This is a genomic window from Aurantimonas sp. NFXS3, from assembly GCF_049132005.1.
Taxonomy (GTDB): domain Bacteria; phylum Pseudomonadota; class Alphaproteobacteria; order Rhizobiales; family Rhizobiaceae; genus Aurantimonas; species Aurantimonas coralicida.
This window is the reverse complement of record NZ_JAGDDZ010000005.1, coordinates 133,012-153,001: the sequence shown is the minus strand read 5'-3', so window position 1 is coordinate 153,001 and position 19,990 is coordinate 133,012. Positions and strand designations below refer to the sequence as shown.

The window sequence follows — 19,990 nt, the reverse complement described above, 5'->3', positions numbered from 1 at the left end:
CGCGAAAGGGTGCGGAATGGAATCGCCTGTCGGGCTCGCCCAGATCTGGAGCGGAGGCCTCATCTACATCGTCCCGTTCCTGTTCGTCCTGACGATCATCGTCTTCTTCCACGAGCTGGGGCATTTCCTCGTCGGTCGCTGGTGCGGCATCAAGGCGCTGGTCTTCTCTGTTGGCTTCGGCCCGGAACTGATCGGCTTCAACGACCGGCGCGGCACGCGCTGGAAGCTCGCGGCGGTGCCGCTGGGCGGCTACGTCAAATTCCTCGGGGACGAGAACGCGGCCTCGGTACCGGACAGAGCCGCGGTGGACGCGATGTCGGACGCCGAGCGCAGCGGGGCCTTTCCGGCCAAGAGTGTCGGGCGCCGTGCCGCCACGGTGGCCGCGGGCCCCATCGCCAACTTCATCCTGGCGATCGTGATCTTCGCCGGCGTCGCCTATGTCGAGGGACGCGTCGTCGGCGATCCGGTCGTTGCCGAGGTGAGGGACGGTTCGCCTGCCGCGGCCGCCGGCTTCAAGCCGGGCGACAAGGTGCTGTCCGCCGACGGCGAGACGATTCGCTATTTCTCCGACCTGCAGCGCTATGTGTCCTCGCGGGCCGACACGCCGATCCGCATGACGGTAGAGCGGAACGGTTCGCCGGTCGAGCTGACGGTGACACCGCGCAGCGAGGTCCAGACGGACGGGTTCGGCAACGAGTTCAAGGTGCCGGTCGTCGGACTAGTGGCGAACAATGACGGCTCGTCGTTCCGGGTGGAGAGCCTGTCGCCGGTGGAGGCGGTCGCCTACGGCGTTTCGCAGACCTGGTTCGTCACGACACGGACCGTGGACTTCATGGGCGAGGTTATCACCGGTCGCCAGAACGCCGACCAGATCGGCGGTCCGATCCGAATCGCGCAAGTGTCGAGTCAGGTTTCGACGATAGGACTGGGCGCGCTGCTCAATCTGGCGGCGCTGCTGTCGGTCTCCATCGGGTTGCTCAACCTTCTGCCGATTCCCATGCTGGACGGCGGACATCTGCTGTTCTACGCATTCGAGGCGATCCGTGGCCGGCCCCTGAGCGAACAGGTGCAGGAAGTCGGCTTCCGAATTGGGCTCGCACTGGTGATGCTGCTTATGGTATTCGCCTTCTGGAACGATATTTCGGGACTCGTCTGATGAGTCCCGCCGGGTCGGGGGACTTGGGGGCTTGCAAACTGTTAACCAAAGCGACGATGTCCGTGACAACGTTGCAACGGCTTTTCCGATTCCTAAAGGGACTCGGGCCAGTTTGCTTGAACGGACTCGGAAAGCCGGTACAAGGCAACGATGCGCATTGCTCCCACTGCGTCTCGATACAATGATGAAAAGGTGGCTGGGCCAATGAGGGCTGGAACGAATATCATGCGCGCGGTCTCCGCTGTCGCGCTTTCCTCGACGGTTCTTGCAGCTGCGACCCTCGGGGCCCAGCTTGCCGCTGTCACGGTCGCCGAGGCGGCTGTCGTCAATCGCATCGACGTTCGCGGCAACAGCCGCGTGGAGGCGGACACGATCCGCGGCTTCATGCAGATCTCGGCCGGCCAGAACGTCTCCGAAGCCGATCAGGATCAGGCGGTCCGTCGCCTGTTCTCCACCGGCCTCTTCTCGGATGTGCGTATCAGCCAGTCCGGCGGCACGCTGATCGTGCAGGTCGACGAGAACCAGATCGTCAACCAGGTGCTCTTCCAGGGCAATTCCAAGGTGAAGGACGAGCAGCTCATCGCCGCCGTCCAGACGCAGCCGCGCGCAGCCTATTCGAGCGCGACCACGCAGGCCGACGTCGACGCCATCCAGGCCGCCTACACCAGCATCGGCCGCAGCGACGCCATCGTCACCGTGCGCACGCAGGAGATCGGCGAGAACCGCGTCAATGTCATCTACGACATCCAGGAAGGCGACCGCACCAAGATCGAGAGCATCAGCTTCGTCGGCAACAACGCCTTCGGCGACAGCCGGCTGAAGCAGGTCATCGCGCTGCGCGAGAGCGGCATCCTGAGCTTCATCCAGCGCAACGACATCTATGATCCGGAGCGCCTGCGCACCGACGAAGAGACGCTGCGCCGCTTCTACTACAACCGCGGCTATGCGGATTTCCGCATCGTGTCGTCGGTGGCCGAGCTCGACGAGAGCCAGAACAGCTATTTCATCACGATCACCGTCGACGAGGGTGAGCGCTACAGCTTCGGCAACGTGACGATCGACAGCACCGTCGCCGGCGTCGACACCGAGTCGCTCTATGGCGAGATCGAGACCCAGACGGGCGAGGTCTACAGCGCCAAGGATGTCGAGGACACGCTGGTCAACCTGACCAACAGCCTCGCCAATGCCGGCTTCGCCTTCGCGCAGGTCACCCCGCGCGGCGACCGCGACTTCGCCAGCCGCACGATCGCCATCGACTACGTCATCGACCAAGGTCCGCGGGCCTATGTCGAGCGTCTGGAGATCCGCGGCAACACCAAGACCCGCGACTATGTCATTCGTCGCGAGTTCGACGTGTCCGAGGGCGACGCCTTCAACCAGGTGCTGGTGCAGCGCGCCAAGCAGCGCCTCGAGGACCTGAAGTATTTCGAGAAGGTCTCGGTTTCGACCGCGCCCGGCGCCGAGCCGGACCGCGTCATCGTGATCGTCGACGTGGTCGAGAAGGCCACCGGTGAGCTGTCGCTGGGCGGCGGCTACACGACCGGTGGCGAGAGCTCCGGTCCGGTCGCCGAGATCGGCGTCACCGAGCGCAACTTCCTCGGCCGCGGCCAGTTCATCAAGGTCTCCGCCGGCTTCGGTGCCGACACCCGGAACTACAGCCTGTCCTTCACCGAGCCGTATTTCCTCGGTCGTCGTCTGGCCGCCGGCTTCGATGTCTATCACAGCGAGAGCAGCTCGGGCGATTACGACTCCGAGCGCACCGGTGGCGACATCCGTATCGCGGCGCCGATCACCGAGGACCTGACGGCCCAGATCGCCTACAACATCAAGCAGGAAAAGTTCGGCGACGATAACGGCACGACCTACAACCAGTTCACCAATGCGCAGCTGATCGATGGAAGCGGCAATCTCTTCGAGAGCACCTGCGGCACGCCGAACCCGAACAGCAATATCGTCGATCTGAACGGCAACGCCGCCGTGGCGCCGCCCTATACGGACTCGCCGATCATCAACCAGGCGATCTGCGAAAGCCCGTATCTGACGTCGTCGGTCTCCTACACGCTGACCTACAACACGCTCGACAACACCAACGATCCGCGCAACGGCTTCTTCATCCAGGCCGGGCAGGAATTTGCCGGTGTCGGCGGCGATGCGAACTTCGTCAAGACGACCGGCAAGGCCAGCTATTTCCACCTTCTGAACGAGGAATACGACGTGATCGGCTCGCTCAATGCGGGCGGCGGCAACGTCACCTCCTTCGGCGGCGACGGCCTGCGGGTGTTCGACAACTTCTTCAAGGGCCAGGACATCGTTCGGGGCTTCGACTACAAGGGCATCGGCCCGCGCCAGAACGGCGTGTCGATCGGCGGCAACAATTATGCCAACGCCTCGGCGGAAGCGACCTTCCCGCTGCCGGGTATCTCGCGTGACCTCGGCTTCCGGGGTGCGGTCTTCGCGGATGCCGGTTCGCTCTGGGGCAGTGAGTACGAGAACGATCCGGGTGTCATCGGCGTCGATGCCTCGCTGCGCGCGTCTGCGGGCGTCGGCCTGATCTGGGCATCGCCCTTCGGTCCGCTGCGGGTGAACTACGCCCATCCGCTGGCCAAGGAAGATTTCGACGAGCTGCAGGAATTCTCCTTCGGATTCTCGTCCCGCTTCTGATCGACAATGTGGGGGCCGGCTTGTCCGGCCCAGACCGTCCCGATGCATGAATTGACTTTCTTCCCGCGCGGCGACGGTCTCACCCTTGCGGAGCTGGCAAGCCTGACGGGCACCAGCCTGGGCGAGGGGGCCGACCCGGCTCTGCGGATAACCGGCATCGCTGCCCTGTCCGAGGCAGGGCCGCAGGACCTGTCCTTCTTCGACAGCAAGCGCTACAGCGCCGAGCTCGCGGCAACGCGGGCCGGCTGCGTTCTCGTCTCTCCCAAGAATGTCGGGCTGCTGCCGTCGGGCATGCCGGCCCTGGTGACCCACAGTGCCGCGATCGCCTTCACCGAGGCGGGCCGGGCGCTGTTTCCCGGCGCCGTCCTGCCGACGCCGGCCACCGGATCGCACGGTGTCTCGCTCAAGGCCGACATCCACCGCGAAGCCAAGCTCGAAGACGGCGTGACGGTGGAAGCCTTCGCGTCGATCGGTCCCGGCGTCGAGATCGGCCGCGGGACGATCGTCGGTGCGGGCGCCGTCATCGGCGCCGGCTGCCGTATCGGCCGCAATTGCCGGATCGGCTCGAACGTGACCTTGACCCATGCGCTGGTCGGCGATCGGGTGATCCTGCATCCCGGCGTGCGGATCGGGCAGGACGGGTTCGGCTACACGGCGGGGCCCACCGGTCTCGTCAAGGCGGTGCAGATCGGCCGTGTCATCATCCAGGACGATGTCGAGATCGGCGCCAATACGACCGTCGATCGGGGCGGCGTTCGCGACACGGTGATCGGCGAAGGCACCAAAATCGACAACCAGGTCCAGATTGCCCACAATGTGCGGATCGGGCGGCACTGCGTGATCGTCGCGCAGGTCGGCATTTCCGGCAGCACGACACTCGGCGACGGCGTGATGATCGGCGGCCAGACCGGCATCAACGGCCATTTGACCATCGCCGACGGGGCCCAGATCGCGGCCGTATCGTCGGTCGCCGGCGACGTGCCGAAGGGCGCGCGCTGGGGCGGCACGCCCGCAAAACCCGTTCGGGACTGGTTTCGTGAGCTCATGACGTTATCTGAGCTTGCGCAACGGGGACGTTCTCCAAGGAAGACAGATGAGTGACGACGCGATGGTACTCGAAAGCGCCGATATCCTGGAGATCATGGAGCTTCTACCCCACCGCTATCCGTTCCTGCTGGTCGATCGTATCATCGACATCGACGGGGACCGCAGCGCGATCGGGATCAAGAACGTCACCGCGAACGAGCCGCATTTCCAGGGACATTTTCCGACGGCGCCGGTGATGCCGGGTGTGCTGATTCTCGAGGGAATGGCCCAGACCGCCGGCGCCATCTGCACCCGGGCGACCGGAGGCGGCACGCCGCAGCTCGTCTATCTGATGACCATCGACGGCGCCAAGTTCCGCAAGCCTGTGGTTCCGGGCGACCGGGTCGAATACCACGTGACCCAGTCCAAGAAGCGCGGCAACATCTGGAAATTCGACTGCGTCGCGCAGGTCGACGGGGTCAAGGTGGCCGAGGCGGTCGTCAGCGCAATGTTGTCGCCCCGCGGCCCGAACTGATCATGGCCGAGACGACCATACATCCGAGCGCCGTCATCGAGGACGGCGCTGTGATCGGTGACGGCTGCGAGATCGGCCCGTTCTGCCATGTCGGGCCGCAGGTGCAGCTTGGTGCCAACAGCCGCCTGCGCTCGCATGTGGCGCTGTGGGGCAACACGGTGATCGGCGAGAATGCGCAGATCTGGCCGTTCGCCTCGCTCGGCCATGCGCCGCAGCATCTGAAATATCGCGGCGAGGACACCAGGCTGGTGATCGGCCGCGACTGCCTGATCCGCGAACATGTGACGATGAACCCCGGCACCGTGCAGGGGCGCTCCGAAACGACCATCGGCGACAATTGCGCCTTCTTCACCGGTGCCCATGTCGCCCATGACTGCATCGTCGGGCGCAACGTCACGGTGATCAACAACGTCATGCTCGCCGGTCACTGCACGATCGGCGACTATGCCACGATCGCCGGCGGCTCGGGCATTCACCAGTTCACCCGGATCGGCCACCATGCCTATGTGGGCGGCCTCGCGGCCGTCGAGGGGGACGTCATCCCCTTCGGCATGGTGCTGGGCAACCGTGCCTATCTGTCGAGCCTGAATGTCATCGGCATGAAGCGGGCCGGCTTCGATCGCGAAGCGATCCGCAATGTCCGCCGCGCCTATCGGATGCTATTTTCCTTCGATCTGACGTTCAAGGAGAACATGGACGAGGTGCAGAGCGAGTTCCCCAACGATCCGCTCGTGCAGGATCTCCTCGGGTTCATCCGCTCGGGCGGCGATCGCGCCCTGTGCTTTCCGCGCCATCCCCAGCTAAGCTGACAATGCCCGGACTGGCTCCCGATCGGCCGGGCGACGTTCTCGGTCTGGTGGCGGGGGGCGGCTCGCTGCCGCGACTGGTGGCGGAAGCGGCGCGCGCCTCAGGCTGGCGGGTCGTCGTGGTGCGTATCGGCGACGGCATGGCCGGCGACTGGTCGGGTTACGAAGGGGGCGCCTATCCCTGGGGCCGTACCGGCGACGCGATCGCCTACATGAAGTCCTGCGGGGTCCGGCGCATGGTGTTCTGCGGCACCGTCAGCCACCGTCCCGATTTCCGCTCGCTCATTCCCAGTTTCCAGACCCTGATCCGGCTGCCTGCGGCGCTGAAGATCGTGCGGGGTGGCGACGACCGGCTGTTGCGCGCCCTGTCGCGCTACATGGAGCGCCAGGGCTTCGAGATGCTGGCGGTGCAGGACATCGTTCCGCAGCTCCTGACCCCCGGCGGCACGTTGACCCGTCGCATGCCCGATGTCGACGAACAGCAGGCGCTGGTGCTTGCCGTCGGGGCCGCGGCGCGGCTGGGCGAGCTCGACATCGGACAGGCGGTCGTTGCGTCCCGGGACCGGGTGATCGCGCTGGAAGGGATCGAGGGCACGCGCGAGATGCTCCAAAGGGTCGCCGATCTGAAGATTCGCGGCCGCATCGGACGTTCCGAGCGCTGCGTGCTGGTGAAGAGCGTCAAGCCGACCCAGGACGAGCGCTTCGACCTGCCGAGCATCGGCGGCGCCACCATCGAGGAGGCGGCCGCAGCCGGCATCACGGTGATCGGGGCGACGGCCGGGCGCAGTCTGGTCCTCGGGATCGACGATGTGCTCGAGGCCGCCGAAGCCGCGGGAATCGCCATCGTAGGGCTCGAAGAGGATACCGGTATGGCAAACGGCGACGACGGGGGAGACCGGCCATGACGACCATCGCCTTCGTGGTCGGGGAAGCGTCGGGGGACCGGATCGGCGCCGATCTCATCCGCGCCCTTCGTCCGAAACTCGGCGACGAATTGCGGCTGGTGGGGCTCGGCGGCGAGGCGATGCAGGCCGAGGGTCTCGACAGCCTGTTCGACATCGACGAATTGTCGATCATCGGTATCGGCGCGATCCTGGCGCGGCTACCGCAGCTGATGCGCCGACTGTCTCAAGTGGCCGATGCAGTGATCGCCGCGCGTCCCGATATTCTCGTCATCATCGACAGCCCGACCTTCTCCCACCGGGTGGCGAAGCGGGTGCGCGAAAAGCTGCCTGACGTGCCGATCGTCAATTACGTGCCGCCGACGGTCTGGGCCTGGCGCGAGGAGCGGGCCCAGAAGATGCGGGCCTATGTGGACCACGCCATCTGTATCCTGCCCTTCGAGCCGGCCACCATGGAACGGCTGGATGGGCCGCCATCGACCTATGTCGGCCATCCGCTGATGCGGGTGCCGGCGCTGGCGCAGATGATCGCGGACCCGGCACGCACCGCGCCGGAGCGCACACCGGCATCGCCGCCGCGTCTCCTGATCCTGCCGGGGTCGCGCCGCGGCGAGATCAACCGGCTGATCGACGATTTCGGCCGTACCTTCGATGTCCTGCGCGGGCGTATGCCGGGCGTCACGGCGGTCATTCCGGCGCTCGTACGGCACCGTCGTCTGATCGAACAGAAGATCGCCGCCTGGGAGGTGAAGCCCGAGATCGTCACCGGTGAGACCGCGAAATGGACGGCCTTTGCCGAAGCCGACGCGGCACTGGCGGCCTCCGGCACAGTATCGCTGGAGCTGGCGCTCGCCGACGTGCCGATGGCGCTGGCCTACCGGCTCGACCCGGTGGCCTACCAGTTTCGCCACCTGATCTCGGCCTGGACGGCGGCGATGCCGAACTTCATCGTCGGGCACGCGCTGGTGCCGGAGCATTTCCACGAATTCGTGCGCCCGGAAATGCTGGCCCGCCGGCTCGAGCGGCTGATGACGCCGACGCCGGAGCGGGCGGCGCAGCGCGCTGGCTTTGCCGACATCCGCGAGATGATGCGGATCGACGTCGCGCCGGGCGAGGCGGCCGCCGCGATCGTCCTCGATTGCATTGCGCGCGGCAGGACGTCCATCCAGACATAGAAACGGGCGCCGCAGCGCCCGCTTTTCGTTGATCTCGAAGCGGAAACGCCTCAGCCGCGCTCGTCGACCGCGACGTAGTCGCGCATCTCGGCGCCCGTATAGAGCTGGCGGGGACGGCCGATCCGCTGATGCGGGTCTTCGATCATCTCCTTCCACTGGGCGATCCAGCCGACCGTGCGCGCCACGGCGAAGAGCACCGTGAACATGGTGGTCGGGAAGCCGAGCGCCTTCAGGGTGATGCCGGAGTAGAAGTCGACATTCGGGTAGAGCTTCTTCTCGATGAAGTACTCGTCGGTCAGCGCGATGCGCTCGAGCTCCATCGCCACTTCGAGCAGCGGATCGTCCTTGATGCCGAGCTCGTCGAGGACCTCGTGGCAGGTCTGCTGCATGATCTTGGCGCGCGGATCGTAGTTCTTGTAGACCCGGTGGCCGAAGCCCATCAGGCGGAACGGATCGTTCTTGTCCTTGGCCCGCGCGATAAACTCGGGGATGCGGTCCTTGGTGCCGATCTCCATCAGCATGTTGAGCGCGGCCTCGTTGGCGCCGCCATGGGCCGGGCCCCAGAGGCAGGCGATGCCGGCGGCAACGCAGGCAAACGGGTTGGCGCCCGAAGAGCCGGCCAGCCGGACCGTCGAGGTCGAGGCGTTCTGCTCGTGATCGGCGTGGAGGATGAAGATCCGGTCCATGGCCCGCGCCAGCACCGGGTTGATCCGGTAGGGCTCGCACGGCACCGCAAAGCACATGTGCAGGAAGTTCTCGGCATAGGCGAGATCGTTGCGCGGATACACGAAGGGCTGGCCGATATGGTACTTGTAGGCCATCGCCGCGATGGTTGGCATCTTGGCGACCATGCGCAGGCTCGCCACCATCCGCTGGTGCGGATCCGCGATATCCGTCGAGTCGTGGTAGAAGGCCGACAGGGCGCCGACCGAGCCGACCATCACGGCCATCGGATGCGCGTCGCGGCGGAAGCCCGTGTAGAACCGGCTCATCTGCTCGTGGACCATGGTGTGCCGGGTCACGCGGTAGACGAAATCGTCCTTCTCGCGGGTCGTCGGCAGCTCGCCGTAGAGCAGCAGGTAGCAGGTCTCGAGGAAATCACCGCGCTCGGCGAGCTGGTCGATCGGGTAGCCGCGATGCAGCAGCACGCCCTCGTCGCCGTCGATGTAGGTGATCTTGGATTCGCAGGACGCCGTCGAGGAGAAGCCCGGGTCGTAGGTGAAGAGACCGGTCTGCTTGTACAGCGCGGTGACGTCGACGACGTCCGGTCCGATGCTGCCGCTGCGAACGGCCAGATCCGCATCTTTCTGACCCAATGTGAGCTTCGCCGACTGTTCCGTCATGCGTTTTCCCTTCGATGATAGCCGCTCAGGTATCAACCTCTCGCAGCGCACACAGATTGTTCAGATGCCTGACTACTCCAAACCCAGGAGTGCGACAAGTTTCCGATCACGCAGTGTGTTGCGCCGCAATAGTCCTGTCCTTGGTCAGGCCGACTGGTCGCCCAGCCGCGCCAGCGATTCGTCCCGGCCGAGGACGGCCAGTACATCGAACACGCCCGGCGAGGTGGTGCGGCCGGTCAGGGCCGCCCGCAGGGGCTGTGCCGCCTTGCCCAGCTTCAGACCGTTCTCCTCGGCATAGGCGCGTACTATGGCCTCCAGCTCTTCCGCAGACCAGTCCGGGGCCGCCTCGAAGCGCTTGGCGAGCGCGCCGACGATCTCGCGGCCGCCATCGTCGAGAATCGCCGCCGCCTTGTCCTCGAACGACAAGGGCCGGTCGGCGAACAGATAGGCGGTGCTCTCGGTCAGCTCGACGAGGGTCTTGGCGCGCTCCTTCAGTCCGGGCATGGCCGCGGTCAGCTTGGATCGGATCTCGTCGTCCGAGCGGGTCTTCAGGATGCCGCCATTGGGCAGCACGTCGCGCTCGGCCATCAGCATGTCGACGAGATCGGCGTCGTCGCTGCGCCGGATCCAGTGGCCGTTGAGCGCTTCCAGCTTGGCGAAGTCGAAGCGCGCGGCGCCCTTGTTGATCTCGCCCAGATCGAACCATTCGATCATCTCCTCGGTGGAGATGATCTCGGAATCGCCATGGCTCCAGCCGAGGCGCACGAGGTAGTTGCGCAGCGCCACCGGCAGATAGCCCATGGCCTGGTAGGCCTCGATGCCCAGCGCGCCGTGGCGCTTCGACAGCTTGGCGCCGTCGGCGCCGTGGATCAGCGGGATGTGCGCCATCACCGGCACGTCCCAGCCCATCGCCTTGTAGATCAGCGTCTGGCGCCCGGCATTGGTCAAATGGTCGTCGCCGCGGATGATGTGGGTGACGCCCATGTCGTGGTCGTCGACGACCACGGCCAGCATGTAGGTCGGGCTGCCGTCGGAGCGCAGCAGCACCAGATCGTCGAGATCCTTGTTGGGAAAGCGGACGTCGCCCTGCACCTTGTCGCGGACGATCGTCTCGCCCTCCAGCGGCGCCCGCAGACGGATCACCGGCTTGACGCCCTCGGGGGCCTCGGACGGGTCGCGGTCGCGCCAGCGGCCGTCATAGCGCGGCGGACGCTTCTCGGCGCGTGCGGTCTCGCGCATCTCTTCCAGTTCGGCCTGGCTGGCGTAGCAGCGATAGGCCTCGCCCCGGGCGAGCATTTCCTCGACCACCTCGCGATGGCGGTCCGCCCGCTCGTACTGCGACACCGGCGGCTCGTTGGCGGTCAGGCCCATCCAGTCGAGGCCGTCGATGATAGCCTGGACCGCCGGCTCGGTCGAGCGGGCGCGGTCGGTGTCCTCGATCCGCAGCAGCATCTTGCCGCCCGTTGCCCTGGCGTAGAGCCAGTTGAACAGCGCCGTGCGTGCGCCACCGATATGCAGGAAGCCCGTCGGCGAGGGGGCAAAGCGGGTCACGACGGCGTCCGTCATGGTCTCTCCGATATTGATACGCTGAGTGTTGGGAGCGATCGGCATGGATCGCTTTCGCTTGGCGGCTGTGTACCATAGGCGAGGGGAGAGACAAGCCGACGGGACCGGACGGCATGGACAGCGCCAGCGATCGCGACGAACGCGCAGGCGCGGCCTTCGGGCGGCGCGACGCCGTTCGGGCGGCGTTCCGGCGCTGGCGGGCGACGATCGTGCTGCCGCCGCGCGCCCGCTGGCGCCGACTTGGCCGGGACTGGCTCGCCGACCAGCTTGCCGCCGAGACCCGCGCTCGCACCGGTTTCCTGCTGGTCCCGCTTGGCCTGATGATCGGCGTGGCGCTCGTCCACGGCGCCGGCTGGGCCCCGAGTATCTGGCTGACCGTCCTTGCCGCCATCGCCAGCCTCGGCCTCGCGCTGCGCCGGGTGGGGCGCCCCTTTCTGCACCCGATGCTGATCCTGGCTGGCTTCACCCTCGTCGGTACCGCCCTTGCGATCGGCGAGATCCAGCGCACCAAAACTACGATCCTGTCCGGCCAGGCCACGGTGCGCATCGCCGGACCCGTCGTCTCACGGGAGCGGACAGAGGACGGACGCTATCGCTATGTGATCGCCGTCGCGGAAACCGAGCGGCCGGTCCTGTCGCGACCGCCGGAGCGTGTGCGCATCGTCGTCGGCAGCCGACATGAACCGATCGCGCCCGGCGGCCTCTATCGCGGTCTCGTTCGGCTCGGGCCGCCGTCCGGTCCGGCCTTTCCCGGCAGCTACGACTTTGCCATGGCGCCGTTCTTCGCCGGGATCGGAGCCTATGGCTATTCGCTCGGCGCGCCGGAGGCCGAGCCGATGCCGTCCACGGCGACCAGCGATGGAGGCGGCCTTCTGGCCGAACTGCGGCATGTGCAGACGCAGACGCGCCTCGCCCTGACCGAGCGGATCAGCACGGTGATCGGAGGCCGCGAGGGCGCCATCGCCGCGGCCCTCATCACCGGCGAGCGCGCCGGTATCCCCGACGATGCCCGCGAATGGCTGCGCGGCACGGGGCTCGCCCATGTCCTGTCGATCTCGGGCCTGCACATGGCGATCGTCGCCGGCTTCGCCATGCTGGCCGTGCGGTCGTCGCTGTCGCTCGTGCCGGCCATCTCGCTGCGCCTGCCGGCCAAGAAGATCGCCGCCATCGTCGCGCTCGTGGTCGCGGCGATCTATCTGGCGATCTCGGGCGCCAATGTCGCGACCCAGCGCTCCTTCGTCATGCTGGCGATCATGCTCGGCGCGGTGCTGATCGACCGCCCCGCCCTGACGCTTCGCAACGTCGCGATCGCTGCCATCGTCGTCATCCTCGTCGCTCCGCATGCGGTGATGACCGCCAGCTTCCAGATGAGCTTTGCGGCGACCGTGGCGCTGATCGGCGGCTATGCGGCCCTGTCGCAATGGCGGGCAGGGCGCGAACGCGGCCGCGAGACGGATAGGGGCGTCGCCGGCAAGATCCTCGTCGCGCTCTCTGCGATCATGGTCACGTCGCTTCTCGCGGGATCGGCGACCGCGCCTTATGCCGCCTATCACTTCCACCGGATGGCGGCCTTCGGCTTCGTCGCCAATCTCCTGACCATGCCGCTGTTCACGCTGTGGATCATGCCGCTGGCGCTGGTGGGAACGCTGCTGATTCCGTTCGGGCTCGACGCCTGGCCGTTCCAGGCGATGGGTGCCGGCCTCTGGCTCGTCTTCGAGATCGCCCGCAACGTCTATGCCTGGCTGCCGGACCAGGCGATCGGACGCATGACCGCATCGGGACTTCTGCTGCTGACGGCGGCGATCCTCACCGCGTCCTGTCTGGCAAGCCGGTTGCGCTGGCTTGGCCTGCCGCTGGCACTCGCCGGATTCGTCGCAGCGCCCGACAGGACGGTCCCACCGGAACTGCTGATCTTCGAGGACGGCAAGGAGGTCGCGACTCTCGCGGCGGAGGGCCAGCTTGCTTTCCTTCGTGCAAGGCCCAGCGGTTTCATCGCGGAACAATGGGAGCGGGCCTTCGAGGCGCGGGCGCCGCGGGGCACGGACACCGAGCGGATCCGTGCGACGATTCCCGCCGAGTGCGCGGCCAAATACTGCCGCTTCACCACGCGCGGCGGCCTGCGGGTGGTCTGGACGGAGGATTATGCCCGCACGGGCAATGCCTGCGACGAGGCGGATGTTGCCATCGTCTCACGGGCGATCCGGCTTGCCGAATGCCGGTCCGGCGCGGCTCTGGTGACGCTGCGCACGCTGCGGCGGACCGGCTCGCTGGCGATCGGCCGGGAGGCGGCGACAGGCCGGCCCCGCATCGTGCAGGCAATCAGCGATCCACCCGAACGCTGGAACGTCCATCGGCTGGCGCCCTGGCCGGAATATTGGCGCAAGCCTGCTGCACCGGACCCGCAGGTGCCTGTCACGCAACCCGCGTCGGCGACCGTCAGCAATGGCGGCTCGGCCAGCGCAGGCCGAACCGCGACGACTGCGCCCTGAGCGAGGACGAGCCGGTTTCGGGCCTCAACGCTTCGGGCGCAAGTCGCGAGGCCCTATCACCCGTTCTGCGCCGACCGCGTCGCGTCCGGAGCGGTCAGTAGCGGCGGATCAGGCCGATCAGCTTGCCCTGGACCTTGACCCTGTCCGAGCCAAAGATCCGGGTTTCATAGGCCGGATTTGCCGCCTCCAGCGCGATGGTGTCGCCGCGACGGCGGAATCGCTTGAGCGTCGCTTCCTCGTCGTCGACGAGGGCGACCACGATCTCGCCCGGAGTCGCGGTGTCCCCCCGGCGGATGACCACCGTGTCGCCGTCGAGAATGCCGGCCTCGATCATCGAATCGCCCTTCACTTCGAGGGCGTAATGCTCGCCGCTGCCCAGCATATCCGGCGGAACGACGATGGAATGGGTGTTGTGCTGGATGGCCGAGATCGGCACGCCGGCGGCAATGCGCCCCATGACAGGAATGGCCGTCGAGGCGGACGCCTTGGCCGGCGCCGGCTGAGCCGCGGGTGCGGGCCGGGCCGCGTCGCGGCTGCCTTCGATGACGCTCGGCTTGAAGCCGGTGCGCCCGACTGGGGCCGGGCGGTTGCCCTGAATCGACTCGGGCAGTTTCAGGATTTCCAGCGCGCGGGCCCGGTTGGGCAGGCGGCGGATGAAGCCCCGCTCCTCGAGCGCGGTGATCAGGCGGTGAATGCCGGACTTGGACCGCAGGTCCAGCGCGTCCTTCATTTCATCGAAGGACGGGGGCACACCAGTCTCGCGCACCCGATCGTTCACGAAGACCAGAAGATCGTGCTGCTTGCGCGTCAGCATCCGGGCGACTCCTCAAAACAAAACCTGAACAAACCTATCTGTTCTAGTTGTGTTCCGCAAGTGGCTCCAGCGCCGTCAGGGGGACGTAATCGCAGGGATCGCCCGCTTCGGCCGGTGCGGCGCGGACAGGGCGGACGAGCAGCGCATCGGCCGCGGCATAGATCGACAGCAGCGAGGAATCCTGCCGCGACAACGGCACGATGCGGGGTGGGCCGGCGCCGTCCGGTTCGATCCGGGCGCGCACGAAATCCGTGCGGTCGCCATTGTCCGGCATCGGCGCGGCGAGAATACCCCGGCGGTACAGCGGACGCGCGGGACGGCCTGCGAGGCGCCGAACCAGCGGTGCCAGGAACAGGGTCGCGGCGACCATGGAGGAGGCGGGGTTGCCGGGCAGGCCGACGACCCGCATGTCGCCCAGCCTGCCGGCCATCAGCGGCTTGCCGGGTCGCATGGCCACCTTCCAGAAGTCGAGGGAGACGCCATGAGCGGCGAAGACCTTGCCGACGAGATCGTGGTCGCCGACCGATGCGCCGCCGATGGTGACGAAGATGTCGGCGCCGTCCGCGATCGCCTGTGTCAGCTGGGCATCGATGGCCGCTTCGCGGTCGGGCGCGATCCCGCAATTCAGCGGCAGGCCGCCGGCCTCGCGCACCAGTGCGGCGACACCGAAGGTGTTGGAGGCGACGATCTGCGACGGACCGATGGGTTCGCCGGGCAGGACGAGTTCGTCGCCGGTCGCCAGGATCGCCACGCGGGGCCGGCCGCGTACCGGGATCGACGGATGACCACCGCTGGCGGCCAGCGCGATGGCGCCCGGGGTCAGCACGGTGCCGGCGGTGAGAAGCGGCGTGCCCGCGGCGAAATCGATTCCCGCCGGGCGGATGTGCTGGCCGACGACGACCGGCGCCGTCGCGGTGACCGTGCTGTCCCGACGGTGGGCGTTCTCCTGGATCAGGATGGCGTCGGCGCCAGCGGGAACCGGCGCGCCGGTGGATATGCGGATGGTCTCGCCCGGCTGCAGCGTGCCGTCATAGGCGTGGCCGGCGGCCGATTCGCCGACGAGCCGCAGGGAGGGGAAGGGCGCTTCGTCGCCGAGGTCGGCGGCGCGGACCGCGTAGCCGTCCATGGCGGAGGCGTCGAAGGCCGGCTGGGTGCGCAGCGAGGCGAGGTCCGCGCCCAGAATGCGGCCCGAGGCGTCGCGCAGCGGCAGCGTCTCGGTTCGGGCGAGGGGCCGGGCGTCCTCGACGAGGAGACGATAGGCCTCCTCGACGGGGATGAGACTCACGACGCGGCGTCCGCCGACCAGTCGCCGGAGCGGCCGCCGGATTTCGCCAGCAGGCGGATGCCGCTGATGGTCATGGAGCGGTCGACCGCCTTGGCCATGTCGTAGATGGTGAGGCAGGCAACCGAGACGGCGGTCAGCGCCTCCATCTCGACACCGGTCTTGCCGCCGACCCGCGCCGTCGCCGTGACCCTAAGGCCGGGCAGCGCCGGCTCGGCGGTGATCTCGACGCCGATCTTCTCCAGCATCAGCGGATGACAGAGCGGGATCAGGTCGTGGGTCTTCTTGGCGCCCATGATTCCGGCAATGCGGGCAATGCCGATGACGTCGCCCTTCTTGGCCTCGCCGGCCAGGATCAAGTCGAGCGTCGCCGGCTCCATCATCACGAAGCCTTCGGCCTCGGCGACGCGGCGCGTGCGCTCCTTGTCGCCGACATCGACCATCGACGCGGCGCCGGTGGCGTCGAGATGGGTCAGCGTGACGTCGCGCGGATCGCTCATGCGGACACCGTGACGGCGGGATCGCCGCCGATCAGCGCGCGGGTCGCGGCCTCGACGTCGTCCTGACGCATCAGGCTCTCGCCGACGAGGAAGGTGCGGATGCCGTGTCCGGCGAGGCGCTGGCAGTCGGCATGGGTGAAGATGCCGCTTTCGCCGACCAGGACGCGATCGTCGGGCACGAGGGCGGCGAGCCGCTCGGCGGTGTCCAGCGAGGTCTCGAAGGTGCGCAGATTGCGGTTGTTGATGCCCAGCAGCGGCGATGCGAGCGCAAGCGCCCGCTCGGTCTCGGCCTCGTCATGCACCTCGACCAGCACGTCCAGGCCATAGGCGATGGCCGCGGCTTCGAGGTCGCGGGCGAGGGCGTCGTCGACCGCGGCCATGATGATCAGGATCGCGTCGGCGCCCCAGGCCCGGGCCTCGGCCACCTGATAGGTATCGTAGTGAAAATCCTTGCGCAGCGCGGGCAGGGTGGTCGCCGCGCGCGCCGCCGTCAGGAAGGACGGATCGCCCTGGAAGGACGGCGTGTCGGTGAGGACGCTGAGACAGGCGGCGCCACCGCGCTCATAGGCGGCAGCGAGGGCGGGCGGATCGAAATCCTCGCGGATCAGGCCCTTGGACGGGCTGGCCTTCTTCACTTCGGCGATGAGCGCAAACTCGCCGGCGCGGTGGCGCGCGCCGAGCGCCGCCGCAAAGCCACGCGGCGGCTCGACGGCGGCGAACTGGCCTTCGAGATCGGCCTGCGAGATCCGCTGCTTGGCGGCGGCGATCTCCTCGCGCTTGTAGGCCTCGATCCGCTGCAGGATATCGCTCATTTGGTTTCCCCCGCAATCGCCTGGGTGACCGCGGCCAGCCGCTCCAGCGCGGCGCGGGCGCGGCCGCTGTCGATGGCGTCGGCGGCCTTGGCGATGCCCTCGCGCAGATCGGCCGAATGTCCCGACATGACCAGAGCGCCCGCCGCGTTCAGAAGAACGATCTCGCGATAGGCATTGTCGGCCCCGTCCAGAACCGCACGCAAGGCGGTCGCGTTGGTCGCGGCGTCGCCGCCCTTGATGTCGGCCAGCGGCCAGCGGCGCAGGCCGACATCCTCCGGCTCGATGGCGAACTGGCGGATCTCGCCATTCTCCAGCGCCGCGACTTCGGTGGTGCCGCAGACCGTCATCTCGTCGAGACCGTCGCCATGGACGAGCCAGGCGGATTCGGTACCGAGCGCGCGCAGCGTCTCGGCCATCGGCACCAGCCATTCCCGCGAGAACGAGCCCAAGAGCAGCTTGCCGACGCCAGCGGGGTTGGACATCGGTCCGAGCAGGTTGAAGATCGTGCGGGTGCCGAGCTCGACGCGGCTCGGGCCCACGAACCGCATGGCGGCGTGGTGGGTCGGCGCGAACATGAAGCAGATGCCGGCATCCGCGAGGGCCCGCGAGATGGCGTCGGGCTTCAGGTCGACATTGACGCCGAGCGCCATCAGGACATCGGCCGCGCCGGATTTGGACGACAGGGCACGGTTGCCGTGCTTGGCGACGACAAGGCCGCAGCCGGCCAGAACGAAGGCCGAGCAGGTGGACACGTTCAGCGTGCCGGCGTGGTCGCCGCCGGTGCCGACGATGTCGACGGCTCCCGCCGGCGCCTCGACGCGCAGCATGTTGGCGCGCATGACGTCCACCGCGCCGGCCATCTCGTCGACGGTTTCGCCGCGCACGCGCAGCGCCATCAGGAAGCCGCCGATCTGCGACGGCGTCGCTTCGCCGGACATCATGACCGAAAAGGCCTCGCCGGCCTCGGCGCGGTCCAGCGTCTCGCCCGCCGCGACCTTGGCGATGAAGGGTTTCAGGCTCTGGCTCAACGGATCAGGGCCTTCGCCCGCTCGATGCCCGCCGGGTGAACGGCGATGGCGGTGTCGTTCTGGAGCAGCGACACGTAGGTCTCCAGAATGTCGTTCTCCAGCATGCCGGTCATCTGGCTGCGCTCGTTGGCGGCGACGTTGGCCGCCGGGTCAGCCGGGGGCGCAACCTCGACGACGCGCAGGACGATCTGCGAGCCGGCCTCGCGACCAGCGGCCGTGGCGACCGTGCCGGTTCCGCCGGAGAACGCCGCATTGACGCCGGCCTGGCCGAGTTCCGACACGCCGGACTGGCGCGAGATCGCCGCTGCCGTGCGGGCTTCCGCGCCGACCGCGGCCGCCGCATCGGCCATGCTCTGGCCGGCCTGCAGCTCGGTCTTCATCTGCTCGGCGCGCTCGGCGAGCTGCCTGTCCGTCTCGGCGGCCTTCCAGTCGGCCACCACCCGGTCGCGCACCTCGTCGAGGGTGCGGTCGCGGGCCGGGTCGATGCTGATCACGTCATAGAAGACGTAGCCGTTGGACTGGAAGTTGATCGGCACATTGTCGAGGCCGGGCTCGGTCTCGAAGACGCCGGGCAGGAATTCCTGCGCCGACGGCTGTTCGGCGACGGGCTGGCCGTCCGGGCCGTTGCCCTCGCGGTCGACGGCCGGGATCGTCTGCACCGTCAGGCCGGCACTCTGCGCCGCTTCGGCGAAGGTTGCGCCACCGGCGCGGGCATCCTCGAAGGCGTTGTAGGCACTGTTGGCCGTATCGCTGGCCGCCACGAGTGCCAGTGCCGAGCGAATCTCGTCGGAAACCTCTTCCAGCGTCTGCACGGTTTCCGGCTGGATTTCCGTGACCTGCAGAAGCACCGGCCCGAAGGCGCCGCTGACCACGTCCGACACTTCGCCCTCGGCGAGCGAGAAGGCCGCCTCGGCGACCGTCGCATCGGGAATCTGCGACCGGGTGACGAGGCCGAGATCGATATCGGCGGCGCTGCGGCCGGCCTCGCTCGCGACATCGGCAAAGCTGGTGCCCGCCTCGAGCTCAGCCTTGGCGCCTTGCGCAGCCGCCTCGTCGGGGAAGGCGATCTGCTGCACCCGGCGCTGCTCGGCGGTGGTATAGCGCTCCTTGTATTGCTCGTAATCCGCCGCGACCGCCTCGTCGGTGATCGTCGTCGGGTCGGCCATCGCCTCGGGCGTCAGCACCGCGTAGGCCACCGAACGATATTCCGGCGCGGCGTAGGTTTCGCTGTTCTCCTGGAAATAGGTCGCGAGAACCTCGTCCGACGGGTCGGCCACGGGAGGGATGGTGGCGGGGGTCAGCGTCACGTATTCGATCGTGCGCCGCTCGCCATTGTAGAGGCCGAGCGCCGTGGAGAAGGCGTCGGGAATGGCGATGCCTTCCGAGACCGCGTCCACGATCTGGCTGCGCACCGCCTGGTTCTCCTGGCCGCGAATGTAGTCGGCCTCGCTGATCCGGGCGTTGTAGAGCGCATTCTGGAACTGGGCGCGGGAGAAATTGCCCGAGGCATCCTGGAAGGTCGGGTCCTCGGCGATCACCTGGGCGAGGCGGTCCTGCGACAGGCCGAGATCGATGCGGCGGCCCTGCTCATCGAGCACGGCGCCTGCGACCAGCTGGCTGATGACGGACTGGCCGATGCCGAACATCTCGGCTTCCTCGGCGGTGGGCCGGCGGCCGATCTGCTGGGCGAGGCGGGATTGAGCCCGGTTGTAGGCCAGCGCATAGTCCTGCAGCGACACTTCGGTCTCGCCGGCGGTCAGCACGGCATTCGCCACCCCGCCGCGAAAGACGTCGCCGATGCCCCAGACGGCAAAGCTGAGCACGAGAAGGCCGAGCAGGATCTTGGCCGTCCAGCCGGAAATGCTGCCGCGGAGCGTGTTGAGCATGATGGTCTC

16 protein-coding genes are annotated in these 19,990 nt (G+C 67.6%); 8 read left to right on the top strand and 8 right to left on the bottom strand.

Annotated features, from left to right (window positions below; genetic code table 11):
* Window positions 1-16 precede the first annotated feature (16 nt).
* The 7 genes from rseP (at window position 17) to lpxB (ending at window position 8,261) form a co-directional block, all read left to right on the top strand.
* Entirely contained in the window at window positions 17-1,156 is a 1,140-nt protein-coding gene (gene rseP, locus J3367_RS15105; RefSeq protein ID WP_029703115.1) for an RIP metalloprotease RseP, read from the top strand.
* A gap of 204 nt (window positions 1,157-1,360) precedes the next feature.
* Entirely contained in the window at window positions 1,361-3,817 is a 2,457-nt protein-coding gene (gene bamA / locus J3367_RS15100; RefSeq protein WP_024350603.1) for an outer membrane protein assembly factor BamA, read from the top strand.
* A 42-nt stretch (window positions 3,818-3,859) separates the two neighbouring features.
* Window positions 3,860-4,918 (top strand): UDP-3-O-(3-hydroxymyristoyl)glucosamine N-acyltransferase, encoded by a 1,059-nt coding sequence (gene lpxD / locus J3367_RS15095; RefSeq protein ID WP_024350604.1) that lies wholly within the window; start codon window positions 3,860-3,862, stop codon window positions 4,916-4,918.
* Window positions 4,911-5,378, top strand: coding sequence for a 3-hydroxyacyl-ACP dehydratase FabZ (gene fabZ / locus J3367_RS15090; protein ID WP_024350605.1), 468 nt, complete (start codon window positions 4,911-4,913; stop codon window positions 5,376-5,378). The genes lpxD and fabZ overlap by 8 nt, the downstream gene beginning before the upstream one ends.
* A gap of 2 nt (window positions 5,379-5,380) precedes the next feature.
* Window positions 5,381-6,187, top strand: coding sequence for an acyl-ACP--UDP-N-acetylglucosamine O-acyltransferase (gene lpxA, locus J3367_RS15085; RefSeq protein WP_009209490.1), 807 nt, complete (start codon window positions 5,381-5,383; stop codon window positions 6,185-6,187).
* Between the two features lie 2 nt (window positions 6,188-6,189).
* Window positions 6,190-7,089 carry an LpxI family protein gene (locus J3367_RS15080; RefSeq protein WP_024350606.1) on the top strand — a complete coding sequence of 300 codons (900 nt, stop codon included), beginning with the start codon at window positions 6,190-6,192 and terminating at the stop codon, window positions 7,087-7,089.
* Complete coding sequence (gene lpxB / locus J3367_RS15075; RefSeq protein WP_024350607.1) at window positions 7,086-8,261, top strand: lipid-A-disaccharide synthase; 1,176 nt, start codon at window positions 7,086-7,088, stop codon at window positions 8,259-8,261. Before J3367_RS15080 ends, lpxB begins: the two co-directional genes overlap by 4 nt.
* Window positions 8,262-8,311: 50 nt before the next feature.
* On the opposite strand, the gene gltA is transcribed toward lpxB, so the two are convergent.
* Together gltA and gltX are read right to left on the bottom strand one after the other, a co-directional pair.
* Entirely contained in the window at window positions 8,312-9,604 is a 1,293-nt protein-coding gene (gene gltA / locus J3367_RS15070; RefSeq protein ID WP_009209493.1) for a citrate synthase, read from the bottom strand.
* Between the two features lie 144 nt (window positions 9,605-9,748).
* Window positions 9,749-11,215 (bottom strand): glutamate--tRNA ligase, encoded by a 1,467-nt coding sequence (gene gltX, locus J3367_RS15065; RefSeq protein ID WP_373279279.1) that lies wholly within the window; start codon window positions 11,213-11,215, stop codon window positions 9,749-9,751.
* A 68-nt stretch (window positions 11,216-11,283) separates the two neighbouring features.
* Between gltX and J3367_RS15060 the strand changes: the two genes are divergently transcribed.
* Entirely contained in the window at window positions 11,284-13,659 is a 2,376-nt protein-coding gene (locus tag J3367_RS15060) for a ComEC/Rec2 family competence protein (RefSeq protein WP_024350609.1), read from the top strand.
* 94 nt (window positions 13,660-13,753) lie between these two features.
* Here J3367_RS15060 and lexA read toward each other — a convergent pair whose 3' ends face one another.
* The 6 genes from lexA to J3367_RS15030 are packed head-to-tail and all read right to left on the bottom strand — an operon-like array spanning window position 13,754 to window position 19,981.
* Window positions 13,754-14,473 carry a transcriptional repressor LexA gene (gene lexA / locus J3367_RS15055; RefSeq protein WP_024350610.1) on the bottom strand — a complete coding sequence of 240 codons (720 nt, stop codon included), beginning with the start codon at window positions 14,471-14,473 and terminating at the stop codon, window positions 13,754-13,756.
* A gap of 43 nt (window positions 14,474-14,516) precedes the next feature.
* Complete coding sequence (gene glp / locus J3367_RS15050) at window positions 14,517-15,758, bottom strand: gephyrin-like molybdotransferase Glp (RefSeq protein WP_024350611.1); 1,242 nt, start codon at window positions 15,756-15,758, stop codon at window positions 14,517-14,519.
* On the bottom strand, window positions 15,755-16,255 hold the full coding sequence (gene moaC, locus J3367_RS15045) for a cyclic pyranopterin monophosphate synthase MoaC (RefSeq protein ID WP_024350612.1): 501 nt from the start codon (window positions 16,253-16,255) through the stop codon (window positions 15,755-15,757). Before moaC ends, glp begins: the two co-directional genes overlap by 4 nt.
* Window positions 16,252-17,067, bottom strand: coding sequence for an indole-3-glycerol phosphate synthase TrpC (gene trpC, locus J3367_RS15040; protein ID WP_024350613.1), 816 nt, complete (start codon window positions 17,065-17,067; stop codon window positions 16,252-16,254). Before trpC ends, moaC begins: the two co-directional genes overlap by 4 nt.
* On the bottom strand, window positions 17,064-18,095 hold the full coding sequence (gene trpD, locus J3367_RS15035) for an anthranilate phosphoribosyltransferase (RefSeq protein WP_024350614.1): 1,032 nt from the start codon (window positions 18,093-18,095) through the stop codon (window positions 17,064-17,066). The genes trpC and trpD overlap by 4 nt, the downstream gene beginning before the upstream one ends.
* Entirely contained in the window at window positions 18,092-19,981 is a 1,890-nt protein-coding gene (locus J3367_RS15030; protein ID WP_024350615.1) for a peptidyl-prolyl cis-trans isomerase, read from the bottom strand. The genes trpD and J3367_RS15030 overlap by 4 nt, the downstream gene beginning before the upstream one ends.
* Window positions 19,982-19,990: the final 9 nt, after the last annotated feature.